Origin of the sequence: Pseudomonas sp. LjRoot277, assembly GCF_964253845.1 — a bacterium.
Taxonomy (GTDB): Bacteria; Pseudomonadota; Gammaproteobacteria; order Pseudomonadales; family Pseudomonadaceae; genus Aquipseudomonas.
Window position 1 is genome coordinate 1,076,123 of record NZ_CAXURI020000001.1, and the last position, 14,384, is coordinate 1,090,506.

The window sequence follows — 14,384 nt, forward strand, 5'->3', positions numbered from 1 at the left end:
CGAACGGGTCGAAGAGAACGCAGTAAAGCTTCACCGTTGTAAATTGAAATATGTAGTTCCGTGATAGCTCAGTCGGTAGAGCAAATGACTGTTAATCATTGGGTCCCAGGTTCGAGTCCTGGTCACGGAGCCAATTTCAAACCGGGGTATAGCGCAGTCCGGTAGCGCGCCTGCTTTGGGAGCAGGATGTCAGGAGTTCGAATCCCCTTACCCCGACCATTTTTGGGTCGTTAGCTCAGTTGGTAGAGCAGTTGGCTTTTAACCAATTGGTCGTAGGTTCGAATCCCACACGACCCACCATTTTTGAAACCAGTCAACGCTGGGATCAGATCTTAAGATCAGAGGCCAAAAGCACTGATCGAAGAAGGCGACTTTTAAAAGGTCGCCTTTTTATTACCGGGGTATAGCGCAGTCCGGTAGCGCGCCTGCTTTGGGAGCAGGATGTCAGGAGTTCGAATCCCCTTACCCCGACCATATTAAAAATCCTCGTATCGAAAGATACGGGGATTTTTTTTGTCTTCGATTTTTTGTCTTCGAGAAATAACACTTCAGTCATCGTACAACTTGCCGATAACGAGGCGACGGGGTACTGCCGAAACAACACCCCTTATCCAAGCCACTACAAGAAAAGGGCGTTCGTTATGGTGCTTCGTCAGTTAAATATCGCTCCTCGGGCAGCCTTGGGGTTTGCCCTGATTGCCGTATTGGTCGCTTTGCTCGGGATTTTTGCCTTGGGGCAGATGTCGAGCATTCGCGACAGCGAGGTGGCGGTGGAGAAACAATGGCTGCCGAGCATTCGCGGTGGTGACGAGATCCGCGAAATCATGCTGCGCATCCGCACTATTTCCCTGCGCATGGCCCTGGATCAGGACCCGAAGAACATCCCTGTCTACCGCGGCCAGATGGACACCCGCGACAAAGAGTTGAGCCAGAAGATTGCGGCTTATGATCAGTTGGTCAACACCGCAGAAGGCAAGGCCTTGTATGACCAATTCAAAACCACCTTTGCGGCATATCGTTCCGGCATTGCTCAGTCTTTCTCTCTGGCCGAACAGGGTCGCCGCGACGAACTGACCAAACTGCTGCTGATCGACATGAAAACCGTGGTCGATGGTTCCGGCAAACAGCTCACTGACCTGGCGGATCTGTTCGCCAAACAAGTCGCCGCCGAGAGCGAGAAATCCGCAGCGCATTACGAAACATCGCGAATGATCGTCAGCCTGTTCATCGCGTTGGCGGCGTTGGCCACCGTCGGTCTGGCCATGTTGCTGACCCGCAGCATCGTCAAGCCGTTGAGCGAAGCGTTGCATGCCGCTGAAAACGTGGCACGAGGCGACCTGACGCGCCCCATCGAAGCCCATGGCAACGATGAAGTGAGTCGCTTGCTCAAGGCGTTGGCGACCATGCAGCGCAATCTGCGTGAAACCTTGCAAGGTATCAGCGGCTCGGCGGCGCAATTGGCGACAGCGGCTGACGAGTTGAATGCGGTCACGCTCGACAGCACGCAGAACCTGCAACAGCAGAACAACGAGATCGAACAAGCGGCGACGGCTGTCACCGAAATGACCACCGCCGTGGAGGAGGTCGCGCGAAACGCGGTGTCTACCTCCGACGCCACGCGCCAATCCAGTGAGTCCGCGCACGCCGGCCAGGAGCGGGTCAGCGAAACAGTCACGGCCATTGAAGCCCTGGCCAGTGATGTGCAAATTACCGGCGGATTGGTGCAGTCCCTGGCCAACCAGTCTCAGGACATCGGCAAGGTACTGGATGTGATTCGTGCGATTGCGGAGCAAACTAACTTGCTGGCCCTCAACGCTGCCATTGAAGCGGCGCGCGCCGGGGAAAGCGGTCGAGGTTTCGCGGTGGTTGCCGACGAAGTTCGCGCCTTGGCTTATCGCACGCAGCAATCGACTCAGGAAATCGAGCAAATGGTTCAGGGCATGCGCAACGGCTCAACCCAGGCGCTGGATTCCATGCACGCCAGCTCAACCCGTGCGGCCAGCACATTGGCCCTGGCCGAGCGTGCTGGCGAAGCGTTGCAGACCATCACCGCGTCGGTGCATCAGATCCATGAACGCAATCTGGTGATCGCCAGCGCTGCCGAAGAACAGGCGCAGGTGGCGCGGGAAGTGGATCGCAATCTGGTGAATATTCGTGACCTTTCGGTGCGATCTGCCGCCGGGGCGGATCAGACCAGCGCGTCCAGCCAAGAACTTTCACAGCTGGCCAATTCGTTGCGAACCATGGTGCAGCGCTTTCAGGTGTAAAACTGTGAAATGAAAAAAAGCCCCGCTTCTCGATGAAGAAGCAGGGCTTGGACTACAGCAACTTAGCTATTGTCTTTCAGGTGCTCGAACAAGCCCTTCGGCATTTTTTTGCCATTGGCTTCGTAGTTGGCTTTCACGTTATCAAAAGCCTCTTGTTCGTCGATTTGGCCGTCATGATTGGTGTCGATCTTGTCGAAGTTGGCCTTGGGCGCCACTTTCAGGAATTCCGCACGGGAGACCTTGCCGTCACCATCGGTGTCAGTTTTTGCCATCGACGCATCGCCACACTTGCCTTCGCCACATTTACCTTCAGGCGTTTTCACGACCTGTTCGGCCGAGGCCAGCAGGTAGCCCTGAGTCAGAGGTTGCGAGGCGAAAACAGCGCCGGACAACATCATGCCACCGGCCAAAACAGCGCCGAGCAGACCGATAGTGTTTTTGGTGGTACGGGACATTTCAATACTCCTGGGTTGCACGACACAACCGTTCGATAAAGGACGCCACGTAAGTGCGGCGATAACCGTAGCGGGCGGGGTGCCTTGCTCGGGTGTGGCCATTTAGCGGGTGTGGTGTATCGCTACTGTGTCGCGCAAGGGGGGAGTTTGTAAGCGAAGGGGGGTAATCGTGGGGGTAGATACAGTGAGACACACATCTCCAAATCAATGGAGATCAACTGTGGGAGCGGGCTTGCTCGCGAAAGCGGTGGGTCAGGCAACATTTACGTCGACTGACACGCCCTCTTCGCGAGCAAGCCCGCTCCCACACTAGATCGCGTTAGTGCAGTTTGAGACGTGGCTCAGTCCCGCGGCCGATCTTGCTGCCCAACATCAACATCGCCGTGCGAAACGCGCCATACAGCGCCATCTGGTGCATGCGATACAGCGACACGTAAAACATCCGCGCCAGCCAGCCTTCAAGCATCACGCTGCCGGTGAGGTTGCCCATCAAGTTACCCACAGCCGAAAAACGCGACAGCGAGATCAGCGAGCCGTAGTCGGTGTATTTGTACGCAGGCAGAGGTTTGCCTTCGATCCGCAGTTTCAGCGATTTGGCCAGCAACGAAGCTTGCTGATGGGCAGCCTGGGCGCGTGGCGGTACATTGCGATCGGTGCCCGGCTGCGGGCAGGCCGCGCAGTCACCGAAGGCGAAGATGTTCTCGTCGCGGGTGGTTTGCAGGGTCGGCAGCACTTGCAGCTGATTGATCCGGTTGGTCTCCAGGCCATCGATGTCCTTGAGGAAACCCGGTGCACGAATCCCGGCGGCCCAGACTTTCAGGCTGGCGTTGATGACTTTGCCATCGGCGGTAATCAGGCTGTCGGCCGTCACTTCGCTGACCGCAGCATTGGTCATGACGTTGACCCCGAGTTTCTCCAGGGTTTTATGCACAGGCCCGCCGATACGTTCCGGCAGCGCAGGCAATACCCGTGGCCCGGCTTCGATCAAGGTGATGTGCATGTTCTCCGGTTTGATCCGGTCCAGGCCGTAAGCCGCGAGTTCATGGGCAGCGTTGTGCAGTTCGGCAGCCAGTTCAACCCCGGTAGCACCGGCACCGACGATGGCCACGCTGATCTGCTCCACCTTGTCGGTCTGCCCGGCATGGGCGCGCAGGTAGTGATTGAGCAATTGCTGGTGGAAACGCTCGGCCTGTTTGCGGGTGTCGAGGAACAGGCAGTGTTGCGCCGCGCCCTGCGTGCCGAAATCGTTGGTGGTGCTGCCGACCGCGATCACCAACGAGTCGTAACCCAGTTCGCGCGCGGGGACCAGTTCCACGCCGGCTTCGTCATAGGTGGCGGCCAGCTGGATTTTCTTCTGTGCGCGATCAAGCCCGCTCATGCGCCCCAGCTGGAACTCGAAGTGGTTCCATTTCGCCTGGGCAACATAGTTGAGTTCGTCTTCGGAAGAGTTCAGGGAACCGGCCGCCACTTCGTGCAACAACGGTTTCCAGATGTGGGTCAGGTTCGCGTCGACCAGCATCACACTGGCCGTGCCGCGCTTGCCCAGAGTCTTACCCAGACGGGTAGCCAACTCCAGACCGCCGGCGCCGCCGCCAACGATGACAATACGATGAGTCATGGGGATATCTCGCAAGGCTAAAAGAAATCGGTGCAATTACCCGAGCGAGCGCGATGCAGCTCATAGCGTCAGGTAACTGATAAGTCGGCTCAACAGGCCTAAACCAATGGTCACTGCCAACACCACCACCAGGAGCATCCACGGCCGAAAAGGCCGGCGCTCGACTTGGTGCTGGGACAGTTGCAGGTACTCTTCGACATGCTTTTGGTCGTCGGGGTTCAGGCGGCTGGTCATATTGGGCCTCGTCAGGGGTAGACGTTGCTAAATGTGTAGAAGCTACAGCAGGTTTTAGCCCACATTGAACGGAGCATAGCCGCTGGCAGGAATGGGCTCGACGCTCACCGTATCGTCCAGGCGAATGATTCCACTTTGTAACACTCGGGCGGTGATTCCGCCATGTCCGCGAACGGCCTGAAAGGTCCCCGGGCCGAGGTTGTTCTCGAGACGGGCGCAGGGTTGGCACCAGCCCGTAGTTTCGAAAATCGCCTGTCCGATCCTGAAGCGACGGCCCTTGAGGCTAAACAGGTTGATACCGCTGATAACGAGGTTGCGTCGCAAATCATTAGGTAATACCGGTTTATCTTCCGGCCGGCCCATCAGCGAATTGATCACCGCCAGATGCTCCCATTGCATCAGCGTGACCTGCCGCGCATTGCGTACACCAGGACGCGTGTGATCACCGGTCAAACCGGCTTCAAGCCGCGCCTCCACGGCATCGAGTTCGATCATTTGAGAACGTGACTGCGGCCGCACGCCGATCCAGCGAACGCGACCCGTTTGCGGCACTTCGGCAATCAGCTCCTGCAATGGACTCACAGGCTGATCCCGACGTCGAAAACAATGCTGCGACCCAGGTTGCTGCGCAGAAAATCCGGCGCATCCGGGTGCGCGAACAGCACACGGGCGAAGGTCGGACCGACCAGCGACAACGAGCGCCAGCCCTGGCGCAGGTATTCGGTCGGTGGCGGGAAATGGCTGTTGAGGTCCAGCACTTCGCGCTTGAGGCTGGCGAAGGCGATGATGTCCAGTTCGCCCAGGTCCATGCCGCGTTCTTTGTAGTTGTGCGCTTTTTTGCGCAAGGTCGGCGCCAGTCTCAGCAAGAATTCATTGGCCGGAATGCGCCGGGGCTTGGCCTCGCGGCGCACCAGCGAACTGAGGGAAAACGCGCTGCGCCGGCGTTGCAGTTCATCGCGCCATTCGTCGTTGAGGCGTCGGCCTTCATCGAGCACGAAAAACACTTCGAAACTGGCGTCACGAAACAGCACGTCCGGCGGCTCCCCGGCCGGGGCGAATTCGTCGGCGCGATAGGGAATGTTCAGGCCTTGCAGCAGGCGCTGACAAACCCAACGCTCACGCTCCCATTTGCGGGCATTGGACAGGAACGCGTTGGCTTGCTCGGCCGCGATGGTCAGCAGGCGTAAATAATCTGAGTCATCCATAAGCCCAAGCTTAGCGTTCAAATGCGATCGCAAAGAAGACAGTTTATCGGAGAGGGTCAGATCCGCCGGATCTGCGGCGCGCCATGCCCGTAACAATCCACATCCCGCGCCCGGTTCAGGGCATTGCACAAAACGGATAGCGATCTGCGCAAAGCGGATATTGCCCCGCGCCTGGCGCCTCTACCCTCGGCTGTACGGACGTTAGCCGTGTTGCCGACGCTCTTAAAAAAATAACAACAAGAGATAAATGCCATGCGCAAGATCGACGTACATGAGGTTATCGACAACGCACGATTCAACCGCTTTCACTGGATGGTGCTGTTCTGGTGTGCCCTGATCATCATTTTCGACGGTTACGATTTGGTGATCTACGGCGTTGTGCTGCCGATGCTGATGAAAGAGTGGGGGCTCAGTCCCCTGCAAGCGGGCGCACTGGGCAGCTATGCACTGTTCGGGATGATGTTCGGCGCGCTGTTCTTCGGCCCGCTGTCGGACAGGATCGGCCGCAAAAAAGCCATCACGATCTGCGTGATGCTGTTCAGCGGTTTTACCGTGCTCAATGGTTTTGCCCGCAACCCCACCGAGTTTGGCCTCTGCCGGTTCATTGCTGGCCTGGGCATTGGCGGGGTGATGCCTAACGTCGTGGCGCTGATGAACGAGTACGCGCCGAAGAAAATCCGCAGCACGCTGGTGGCGATCATGTTCAGCGGCTACTCGGTGGGCGGCATGCTCTCGGCGGGGCTCGGTATCGTGCTGATCCCGAGTTTTGGCTGGCAATCGGTGTTTTACGTGGCCGTGCTGCCGCTGCTGTTGTTGCCGTTGATCATGTACTTCCTGCCCGAGTCGGTGGGTTTCATGCTGCGCCAGGGGCGCAATGAAGAGGCGCGCAACATCCTGCAGCGGGTTGACCCGGCTTACGTCGCGCAAACCGGCGATCAGCTGCACATGAGTGAAGTGAAGGGCACCGGCACCCCGGTGTTGCAACTGTTTCGCGAAGGTCGTGCGCTGCGCACGCTGATGTTGTGGCTGGCGTTTTTCTGCTGCCTGCTGATGGTCTACGCCTTGAGTTCCTGGCTGCCGAAACTGATGGCCAACGCCGGTTACAGCCTGGGCTCGAGTCTGTCGTTCCTGCTGGTGCTCAACTTCGGTGCCATTTTCGGCGCGGTCGGCGGCGGTGTGCTGGGTGACAAGCTCAACCTGCCGCGGGTGTTGGCGGTGTTCTTTGCCGTGGCTGCGGTGTCGATCACCTTGCTGGGTTTCAACAGCCCGATGCCGCTGTTGTACCTGCTGATCGCCATTGCCGGCGCCACCACCATTGGCTCGCAGATTCTTTTGTACGCCTGCGCCGCGCAGTTCTACTCCATGACCATTCGCTCCACCGGTTTGGGCTGGGCCTCGGGTATCGGGCGCAACGGCGCCATCGTCGGACCGCTGCTGGGCGGTGCGTTGCTCGGGATCAGCCTGCCGCTGCAACTGAACTTCATGGCCTTTGCCTTGCCCGGTGCGGTGGCCGCCATCGCCATGACCGTGTTCGCCATCAGCAGTCGGCGCAGTAACAAGCAAGTGCTGTCGGGCCTGAGCCATGGTTCGCCCGACGGGTCTGTTGGCGAAGCTTCATGAAAACGTTCGTCCGGGATTTTTCCCTGTCTGCGGCAGTCGCCGGTTTTATCGCCACGGTGATTTCCTACGCAGGCCCGTTGGTGATCATCTTTCAGGCCGCCGAGACCGCACACCTCTCGCGTGAGGTGTTGTCTTCCTGGGTCTGGGCGATTTCCATCGGCAGCGCCGTGCTTGGCATCGGTCTGAGCCTGCGTTACCGCGTCCCGGTGATCATCGCGTGGTCGGCGCCGGGTTCGGCCTTGCTGGTGGCGCTGTTGCCGGGGATCTCCATGCCGGAAGCAGTAGGCGCGTATCTGGTCAGCAGCCTGATTATCTTTCTGGTCGGGGTGTCGGGGGCGTTTGACCGGATCATCAGCAAACTGCCGGCGGCGATTGCGGCAGCGATGCTGGCGGGGATTCTGTTCAGCTTCGGTACTGGGTTGTTCGTCTCGTTGCAGGGCAAACCGGCGCTGGTGCTGGCGATGTTTGTCACGTACCTGATCTGCAAACGGGTGATGCCGCGTTATGCGGTGTTGATGGTGCTGCTGGTGGGCTGCTCGATGGCTGTTCTCGCCGGTGATTTACACAGCGAGGCGTTGGTGATCGGGTTGGCCACGCCGGTGTGGATCACGCCCGCGTTCAGCCTGAGCGCAACCCTGAATATCGCCTTGCCGCTGGTGATGGTGGCGCTGACCGGACAGTTCGTTCCCGGCATGGCGGTGTTGCGCGCCAGCGGTTACGTAACACCGGCCGGCCCGATCATCGCCAGCAGTGCGGTGGGCACGGCGCTGTTGGCGCCGTTCGGTTGCCATGGGTTGAATCTGGCAGCCATCACCGCGGCGATTTGTACCGGGCGCGAGGCCCATGAAAATCCCGGCAAACGCTATGTGGCCGGGGTTGTGGGTGGGCTGTGTTACCTGGTGTTGGGGATCTTCGGCGCCACCCTGGTTTCACTGTTTTCGGCGTTCCCCAAAGAACTGATCGCAGCCTTGGCCGGGCTGGCGCTGTTCGCTGCGATTGCCGGGGCGTTGGCTGGCGCAATGGCCGTGCCGAGTGATCGCGAAGCCGCGCTGGTGACTTTTCTGACCACCGCGTCGGGCATGTCGTTGTTGGGTTTGTCCGCCGCCTTTTGGGGGCTGATTTTCGGCATGGTCACCCATTTGTTGTTAAACGCCCGTCGTCCCGTTCCCCGCCGCGAATCCGCTGCGGCTGAAGCACTTCAACCTGTCGATCAATAAAAATAAGAGAAAAAACGATGAAACAGATTCTTCCAACAACCGGTTCAGTGTTGTCCATGGCTGTCGTCTCGAGTTTCTCCGCCGGTGCGATGGCGGCCGAGGGCGGGTTCATCGAAGACACCACCGCCACCTTGCAAGCGCGCAATTACTACTTCAGCCGGGACTTTTCCGACATCGTCGGGGCCAACCAACAATCGAAGGCCGAAGAGTGGGCGCAGGGCTTCATCCTCAACGTCAAATCCGGTTATACCCAAGGCCCCGTCGGTTTTGGTGTGGATGTCATTGGCCTGCTCGGCCTCAAACTCGACAGCAGCCCGGACCGGGTCAATACCGGTTTGCTGCCGGTGCAGGGTGACGGGCGCGCGGCGAATGATTACAGCCGACTGGAAGGCGCGTTGAAGATGCGTTTCTCCAAAACCGAACTGAAGGTGGGTGAACTGCAACCCAATTTGCCAGTGCTGGCCTTCAGCGATATCCGTTTGCTGCCACCCAGCTATCAGGGCGCGAGCATCAGCTCGAACGAGATCAATGGCCTGACTATGCAGGGTGGCCATTTGAATTCCACCAGCCTGCGCAACGAGGCTGGCGACGAAAAGATGCAAGCCATGCTCGGTCACGTACCGCAGCGTCAGGTCAGCAGCGATGGCTTCAACTTTGCCGGCGCCGATTACGCCTTCAACGATAAACGCAGCTCGGTCAGCGCCTGGTTCGGGCAACTGGAAGATATCTACAACCAGCGTTTTCTCGGCCTCAAGCACAGCGAGCCACTCGGTAACTGGATCCTGGGCGCCAACCTCGGGTATTACGATTCGCGCGAAGACGGCAAAAAGCTGCTGGGCAACATCGACAACCAGGCGTTCTTCTCCTTGCTGTCGGCCAAGCGTGGCGGCCACACGTTCTATGTCGGCTATCAGGGCATGTTCGGCGACAGCGCCTTCCCGCGAGTGTTTGCCAACATCAGCCCACTGGGTAACGAGGTGCCGACCTACGAGTTCGCCTACACCGATGAGCGCTCCTGGCAGGCGCGTTACGACTACGATTTTGCGGCCCTCGGCGTGCCGGGGCTGACCAGCACGGTGCGCTACATCACCGGCAACAATGTCGATACCGGCAAAGGGTTCGAGGGCAAGGACCGCGAGCGTGATCTAGACATCGGCTATGTGCTGCAGAGCGGCAGCCTCAAAGGCCTCGGGATTCGCGTGCGCAACGCGATGGCTCGCTCCAACTACCGCAGTGATATCGACGAAAACCGCTTGATCCTCAGCTACACATGGACGCTGCTATGAACCCTGAAAAAGAACAACCCACTTACAAAATCGGCTTGCAGGTCAAGCTGGAGCAGTTGACCGAGTCCGTGCTGCAAACCGAGGAAGACATGCGCTTTGCCAATCAACTGGCGCGCACGGCAGGTGAGCGGGTGAAGGCGAGTGCGCTGAGCATGCAGTCTTCGGCCAGTGTGCTGGAAGATCTGAACCTCTACATGCAGCGTCTGGATCAAGTGTTCGACGAGCTCGGCAGTCAGTCGATGCGCATCGGCGCGATTGTCGGCAGCATCCAGGACATTTCCCGTCAGACCAACCTGTTGGCGTTGAACGCAGCCATTGAGGCGGCGAGGGCGGGCAGCCATGGCCGAGGGTTTGCGGTGGTGGCCGATGAGGTGCGCAATCTCTCGCGTCAGGCAGCGGACTCCAGTGCGCAGATCCGGCAAATCGCGACGGGGCTGGAACAGTCCGCTGAACAGGCACGCAAAGGTCTTCAGCAGTTGTCCGGCTCCACCCGTCTGGGCCTGGAAAAGGCCGGGGTGGCCTTGCACTCGATGGGCGAACTGCAAACCGGTGCGGTTGTCAGGGTCGAGGTGGTCGAACGCATCATGGCGCGCCTGGCCGGCCTGCATGATCTGGCCTTGCAGGCGAAACGAATGATCGTGTGAGTCGTGCAGTGCCAGTGATTACAGGTTGCTCGTGCAATCACCCATGACTTCGTACGTCACGCGATGGGTCTGGCCTTGATGATCGACATACTCCATGGCCGCCGGCACAACCCCGCAGGCGGTCGCGGTGTTCGACACTGAAACCACTTCGGCGATGTCCAGCGGCTGTGCCGGGTTGTAAAGGGTGGCAGCTGGCTCGTTGCCGGCGGCCATGGCCGAGGTGGCGACAACGGTCAGAAACAGGCTGATCAGGGTTTTCATTTTTCTGTGCTCCGTGTGGGTTCCGATGTCTGAATTCTAGTCTTTGCCCGCGATCGATAAAGGGGCCTGGGTTTGATTCAGCCTTACAGAAAACGTAACAATCGCTGGGTCTTTGATCGGGTACATATCCGTTTTTTCGGTAAGGGCGGCTGGCGGTTTCGCTTTTACAGCGAGTCACTTTGGAAAAGCCCCAAAGTAACCAAAGGGCTCTTGCCCCTGTCGTTCGGTGCCTCGCTTAGGCTCGGCATGCCCTCGCTCCGGTCCTGCTCCGTGGGCCCGCCGCCATCGGCCATCCATGGCCGGGGGCGGCTAACCCGGCATCCATGCCGGGTTGCCCACTGCGCAGAACCTCCACTCGGCCTCTCGAGGGTGCGGTGCATCAAGATCAAAAGCTGCAGGCGAGCTAACGCTCGGCCTGTTGAGTGGTGAGAAGCAAAAGCTATACGCCGATCTGCTTTATGTGGGAGCGAGCTTGCTCGCGAAGCTGTTGATCTTGCCGTTGCCGTTGCTTTTGATTTTGATCTGTTGCCCCTTTCCCAGAGGCCGAACGCAGGCGTTGCGCAGGGGGCACCGCGGCAAGGATGCCGCGGTAGCCGCCCCCGGCCATGGATGGCCGATGGCGGCGGGCCCCCGGAGCAATGCCGGAGTGAGGGCATGCCGAGCCTAGGCGAGGCACCGAATGGAGGGGCAGAAGCCCTTGGTTACTTGGGGCTTTTCCAAGTGACTCGCTGTAAAAGCGAAACCGTAATCAGCCGTTACCGCAGAACCGGATATGTACCCCAATAGTAGAGCGCCCCCCAGAGCAAACCCTCTCGCCACAAATGTGTGTGCCGGCCTGAAGCCGAAGGGCGTTCGAGGGGCGGTGTAGACTGAAGGCCTGTTCTCTTTCGGCAAGACAAGGGAGTGTGCCCAGCCATGATCGGCGCCGAGTTACTGTCACCCGAAACCCTCACGGCGGGTTGGTTGATCTATGTGCCGGTGCTGATCTGGGCCGTTGCGCGAGCACCGTGGGTCGAACTGTTCAGCGACAGTCGCCGTCAGCATCTGTTGTTCGGTACGGTGTTCGCGCTGTTCATGCTTTGGCTGGTGCGACAAGACTTCGACACCGGCGTGTCCTACCACTTTATCGGCATGACCGCCGTGACCCTGTTGCTCGACTGGCCGCTGGCGATTGTCGGCGGGTTGGTCGCGCAAGCGGGACTAGTGCTGCTCGGGCGGCAGGATCTGGCGGCGATGGGGGTCAACGGCGCGCTGCTGATTCTGCTGCCGGTGCTGGTCACCGAGTGCTGCGCGATCCTGGTGGAGCGAGCGCAACCGCGTAATCCCTTTGTGTATATCTTCGTGTCCGGATTTTTTGCAGCGGCGCTGTCGGCATTGCTATGCCTGCTGTTGGCGCTGTGGTTGCTGTGGTTCGATGAACGATTTGCCATGCCCTATTGGCTGGAAGATTTTGCCGGATATCTGTGGCTGCTGATTTTCCCGGAAGCGTTCATCAACGGCATGGTGGTCAGCGCGCTGGTGGTTTTCTGTCCCGAGTGGCTGGAGACGTTCAATCGCACGCGCTACCTTTCGGCCCCTTGGAAAGACGACGATCCCAAATCTTGATCCACATCAAAGGCAAAAAACGCTCACGAATCCATGCTCTGGAAAACCTTCAGGAGCATCGAAATGAGTGTCTACGAATGGGCAAGGCAGGAGTTGCGTCAGAGTCTGGATGGGGCGCAGGAAGTGGGGTTTGATCCGGGGTTGAGCCTGCGCGCCTTGCTCAGTGCAGTGGTGCAACAGAGCAAGGCGGTGCGCAGCGCCGAAGACCTGGCCGATGAGTTGCGTTTTCTCGCGGAAAACCTCGATGACAGCCAGGACTACGGTTTTATGCGGCCTTGAAGATCAGTGACGCGGCTCGAAGTCTTCGCTGAACAGGTCGTCTTCGGCATCCGGGCTGACCGGAATCTTGTGTTCTTCCGACGCCCAGGCGCCCAGGTCAATCAGCTTGCAACGGTCCGAACAGAATGGCCGGAATTTGCTTTCTGGGCTCCATTCAACAGGGGCGCCGCAGGTTGGGCAATCGACGGTTGGGATTTGGCTCATGACTGGCCTCCACGCAAAGTAAGGTAAAAGTGATGCAGGCGTTCGACCTCGCTGTGCAGCCAGGCGAGGTCGCGGTCGTTGACCACCACATCGTCGGCGTGGCTTACGCGGTCCTGTCGGCTGGACTGGGCCTTGAGGATCGCCTGGACCTGTTGCTCGCTGGTCTGGTCACGCTGCAGGGTGCGCTCGATCTGTAGGTGTTCCGGGGCATCGATCACCAGAACCCGTTGGGTCGTGGCGTACTGCCCGGACTCGATCAGCAGCGGCGAAACCAGAATCGCGTAAGGCGATTGTGCCTTGGCCAGATGATCGGCGATTTCCTTGGCGATCAACGGATGCAGCAACGCTTCGAGCCAGCGGCGTTCGTCTGGCACTTCGAAGATCAGTTTGCGCAACGCCGCGCGATCCAGTTGTCCGTCGGCTTGCAATACGCCGGGACCGAAGTGTTCGGCGATTTTGGCCAGCGCCGGGCGCCCCGGCTCCACCACCCAACGTGCCGCATGATCGGCATCCACCACGTGTACGCCCAAGTCGATGAAGTGCTGGGCAGCCGCGCTTTTGCCGCTGCCGATGCCGCCGGTCAGGCCGAGAATCCAGGGTTTTTCCACAGGGGTATTCATTTCAAACCGACAAACTGCCAATAGAAGCCGGTTATTTGACCACCCCAGAGCAAGGCAATCCAGCCGGCAATTGCCAGATAGGGTCCGAAGGGGATCGGTGTGGAGGTTTTCGCATTGCGCAAACGCAGCAAAATCACGCCGACAACGGCGCCCACCATCGACGATAACAGGATGGTCAGAGGCAGGATCTGCCAGCCGCCCCAGGCGCCGAACATCGCTAACAGCTTGAAATCACCGTGGCCCATGCCTTCCTTGCCGGTGATCAGCTTGAACAGCCAGAACACCGACCACAGCGCCATATAACCGGCCACCGCGCCCCACAACGCTTCATGCAGGGACACGAAGAGCCCGAAACTGTTGATGATCAGCCCCAGCCATATCAGCGGCAGCACCAGCACATCCGGTAGCAGTTGATGCTCGGCATCGATCAGGCTCATGGTCAGCAACCCCCAGCTCAGCAGCAGCGCCATGCAGGCTTGCCAGCCGAAACCGAAATGCCAGGCGATGAACGCCGAGAGCAGTCCGCAGGCCAGTTCGGTCAGCGGGTAGCGCTTGCTGATGGCTGCTGCGCAGTTCGAGCATCGCCCCCGTAAAAACAGATAACTGAGCAACGGAATGTTTTCCCAGGCGCGGATTCGATGGCCGCAATGTGGGCACTGGGAATGGGGCAGCATCAGGTTGAAGGTTGGCAGTGGTGTTTCGCCTGGCAAGCCCAACACTTCACGGGCCTCCTCACGCCATTCGCGGTCAAGCATTTTTGGCAGGCGCCAGACCACCACATTGAGAAAGCTGCCAATCAGCAGGCCGACCAACAGGGCTGCGATCACGAAGGTCAATGGGTGGAGGGTCAGAATGTCGTTCAAGGGCAT

General features: G+C 59.2%; 16 protein-coding genes, 4 tRNA genes and 1 pseudogene. 12 read left to right on the forward strand and 9 right to left on the reverse strand.

All coding sequences use genetic code 11. The features are described from left to right. Positions 1-57: 57 nt before the first annotated feature. From ACSQ87_RS05090 to ACSQ87_RS05115, 6 genes and pseudogenes are all read left to right on the forward strand, one after another. Positions 58-133: transfer RNA gene (locus ACSQ87_RS05090), tRNA-Asn, on the forward strand. A 9-nt stretch (positions 134-142) separates the two neighbouring features. Then, positions 143-219, forward strand: a tRNA-Pro gene (locus tag ACSQ87_RS05095). A 5-nt stretch (positions 220-224) separates the two neighbouring features. Next, positions 225-300: transfer RNA gene (locus ACSQ87_RS05100), tRNA-Lys, on the forward strand. Positions 301-397: 97 nt separating this feature from the next. Next, positions 398-474: transfer RNA gene (locus ACSQ87_RS05105), tRNA-Pro, on the forward strand. A gap of 167 nt (positions 475-641) precedes the next feature. Further along, positions 642-1,412: pseudogene (locus ACSQ87_RS05110) on the forward strand (MCP four helix bundle domain-containing protein); the annotation flags it as partial. Next, the gene (locus ACSQ87_RS05115; RefSeq protein WP_411741501.1) at positions 1,404-2,267 is read left to right on the forward strand and encodes a methyl-accepting chemotaxis protein; all 864 of its coding nucleotides are present in this window, start codon (positions 1,404-1,406) and stop codon (positions 2,265-2,267) included. The pseudogene ACSQ87_RS05110 and the gene ACSQ87_RS05115, both read left to right, overlap by 9 nt. Positions 2,268-2,329: 62 nt before the next feature. Here ACSQ87_RS05115 and ACSQ87_RS05120 read toward each other — a convergent pair whose 3' ends face one another. The 5 genes from ACSQ87_RS05120 to ACSQ87_RS05140 form a co-directional block, all read right to left on the reverse strand. After that, entirely contained in the window at positions 2,330-2,722 is a 393-nt protein-coding gene (locus ACSQ87_RS05120) for an HvfA family oxazolone/thioamide-modified RiPP metallophore (protein WP_223431638.1), read from the reverse strand. Positions 2,723-3,041: 319 nt separating this feature from the next. Then, positions 3,042-4,340: an NAD(P)/FAD-dependent oxidoreductase gene (locus ACSQ87_RS05125; RefSeq protein WP_095130590.1), complete on the reverse strand. Its 1,299-nt coding sequence runs from the start codon at positions 4,338-4,340 to the stop codon at positions 3,042-3,044. Between the two features lie 60 nt (positions 4,341-4,400). Next, positions 4,401-4,574 (reverse strand): DUF3094 domain-containing protein, encoded by a 174-nt coding sequence (locus tag ACSQ87_RS05130; RefSeq protein ID WP_008154890.1) that lies wholly within the window; start codon positions 4,572-4,574, stop codon positions 4,401-4,403. A gap of 54 nt (positions 4,575-4,628) precedes the next feature. Next, the gene (locus ACSQ87_RS05135) at positions 4,629-5,156 is read right to left on the reverse strand and encodes an MOSC domain-containing protein (RefSeq protein WP_436273472.1); all 528 of its coding nucleotides are present in this window, start codon (positions 5,154-5,156) and stop codon (positions 4,629-4,631) included. Next, positions 5,153-5,779: a DUF1780 domain-containing protein gene (locus ACSQ87_RS05140; protein ID WP_008154887.1), complete on the reverse strand. Its 627-nt coding sequence runs from the start codon at positions 5,777-5,779 to the stop codon at positions 5,153-5,155. The genes ACSQ87_RS05135 and ACSQ87_RS05140 overlap by 4 nt, the downstream gene beginning before the upstream one ends. 252 nt (positions 5,780-6,031) lie before the next feature. Here ACSQ87_RS05140 and ACSQ87_RS05145 point away from each other — a divergent pair, with 252 nt between their 5' ends. The 4 genes from ACSQ87_RS05145 (at position 6,032) to ACSQ87_RS05160 (ending at position 10,546) form a co-directional block, all read left to right on the forward strand. Continuing rightward, positions 6,032-7,399, forward strand: coding sequence for an aromatic acid/H+ symport family MFS transporter (locus ACSQ87_RS05145; protein ID WP_436273473.1), 1,368 nt, complete (start codon positions 6,032-6,034; stop codon positions 7,397-7,399). Continuing rightward, positions 7,396-8,616, forward strand: coding sequence for a benzoate/H(+) symporter BenE family transporter (locus ACSQ87_RS05150; RefSeq protein WP_436273474.1), 1,221 nt, complete (start codon positions 7,396-7,398; stop codon positions 8,614-8,616). Before ACSQ87_RS05145 ends, ACSQ87_RS05150 begins: the two co-directional genes overlap by 4 nt. A gap of 17 nt (positions 8,617-8,633) precedes the next feature. Beyond that, the gene (locus ACSQ87_RS05155; protein WP_436273475.1) at positions 8,634-9,902 is read left to right on the forward strand and encodes an OprD family porin; all 1,269 of its coding nucleotides are present in this window, start codon (positions 8,634-8,636) and stop codon (positions 9,900-9,902) included. 194 nt (positions 9,903-10,096) lie between these two features. After that, positions 10,097-10,546, forward strand: a complete 450-nt coding sequence (locus ACSQ87_RS05160; protein WP_436275081.1) for a methyl-accepting chemotaxis protein — start codon at positions 10,097-10,099, stop codon at positions 10,544-10,546. 18 nt (positions 10,547-10,564) lie between these two features. Here the strand turns inward: ACSQ87_RS05160 and ACSQ87_RS05165 are convergent, their stop codons facing one another. Next, positions 10,565-10,807 carry a DUF2790 domain-containing protein gene (locus tag ACSQ87_RS05165; RefSeq protein WP_223431633.1) on the reverse strand — a complete coding sequence of 81 codons (243 nt, stop codon included), beginning with the start codon at positions 10,805-10,807 and terminating at the stop codon, positions 10,565-10,567. Between the two features lie 915 nt (positions 10,808-11,722). Here ACSQ87_RS05165 and ACSQ87_RS05170 point away from each other — a divergent pair. Then, a complete protein-coding gene (locus tag ACSQ87_RS05170) occupies positions 11,723-12,412 on the forward strand; it encodes an energy-coupling factor ABC transporter permease (protein WP_436273476.1) in 690 nt (229 codons plus the stop codon). A 63-nt stretch (positions 12,413-12,475) separates the two neighbouring features. Continuing rightward, positions 12,476-12,691 (forward strand): hypothetical protein, encoded by a 216-nt coding sequence (locus ACSQ87_RS05175; protein WP_033054332.1) that lies wholly within the window; start codon positions 12,476-12,478, stop codon positions 12,689-12,691. Positions 12,692-12,694: 3 nt separating this feature from the next. On the opposite strand, the gene yacG is transcribed toward ACSQ87_RS05175, so the two are convergent. Genes yacG through ACSQ87_RS05190 form a run of 3 tightly spaced genes read right to left on the reverse strand, consistent with a single transcriptional unit; the run spans position 12,695 to position 14,384 of the window. Then, positions 12,695-12,895, reverse strand: a complete 201-nt coding sequence (gene yacG / locus ACSQ87_RS05180; RefSeq protein WP_046049370.1) for a DNA gyrase inhibitor YacG — start codon at positions 12,893-12,895, stop codon at positions 12,695-12,697. Continuing rightward, entirely contained in the window at positions 12,892-13,515 is a 624-nt protein-coding gene (coaE, locus tag ACSQ87_RS05185; protein ID WP_223433610.1) for a dephospho-CoA kinase, read from the reverse strand. The genes yacG and coaE overlap by 4 nt, the downstream gene beginning before the upstream one ends. Continuing rightward, complete coding sequence (locus ACSQ87_RS05190) at positions 13,512-14,384, reverse strand: prepilin peptidase (RefSeq protein ID WP_223433609.1); 873 nt, start codon at positions 14,382-14,384, stop codon at positions 13,512-13,514. The genes coaE and ACSQ87_RS05190 overlap by 4 nt, the downstream gene beginning before the upstream one ends.